Origin of the sequence: Massilia agilis (genome assembly GCF_024756255.1) — a bacterium.
Taxonomy (GTDB): Bacteria; Pseudomonadota; Gammaproteobacteria; order Burkholderiales; family Burkholderiaceae_D; genus Telluria; species Telluria agilis.
Genome location: NZ_JANUHB010000020.1, coordinates 1 through 887, shown reverse-complemented (window position 1 = coordinate 887; position 887 = coordinate 1). Strand labels below are relative to the sequence as shown.

1 protein-coding gene is annotated in these 887 nt (G+C 62.7%); it reads left to right on the top strand.

The annotated features are described in order from the left end of the window. The coding region (locus NX774_RS23280) for a cadherin-like domain-containing protein (protein ID WP_258824681.1) at window positions 1-887 on the top strand (887 nt) is incomplete at both ends.

The window sequence follows — 887 nt, the reverse complement described above, 5'->3', positions numbered from 1 at the left end:
ATCACGACCAACGAAGACACCAAGGCGACCGGCAACCTGCCAGCAGCGACCGATGTCGAGCACGACGCGATCACCTACGCCGTGGGCACCGGCCCGACGCACGGCACGCTGGTCTTGAATGCGAACGGCAGCTACGAGTACACGCCCGCAGCGAATTACAACGGCCCGGACGCCTTCACTTACACCGTCAGCGACGGCTCGGGCAGCAATACCTACAACGTCAGCATCACGGTCAATCCGGTGAACGATGCACCGGTGCTGGCGGTTTCGCCCGTCACCGTGAGCCAGGGTGCGACTATTACGCTTAGCACGAGCTACCTGAACGCGACCGATGTCGATACCGGCAACGGCAGCCTGACCTATACCGTCACCAGCGCGCCGGGCAAGGGCACCATCAAGGTCAACGGCACGGCCGCGACCTCGTTCACGCAGCAGGACGTCATCGACGGCAAGGTGAGCTACACGGCCAACAGCTACGGCAGCGATCAGAGCGACAGCTTCAGTGTGTCGGTTTCGGATGGCTCCCTGACGGATGCGAAGGCGGTTGCAGTGACCATCACCTCGGCTAACGTGGCCCCTACCAGCACTGGTGGCGCGGTTACCACGGCCGAGGACACCAACTACGTCTTCAGCGCGTCGGACTTCAACTTCAGCGACTTCAACACCGGCGATGCGATGACCAAGGTCAGCATCTCGGCCGCGCCAAGGGCCGGCAAGCTGCAGGCATTCGTCAGTGGCGCATGGCAGGACGTTGGCGCCAGCGCCAGCGTGACCACGGCGGAGATCAATCTTGGCCACCTGCGCTTTGTGCCGGTCGCCGATGCCAACGGCGATCCGTACACCACCTTTACCTACAAGGTGTATGACCAGGCGAGCTCTGCGTCTAA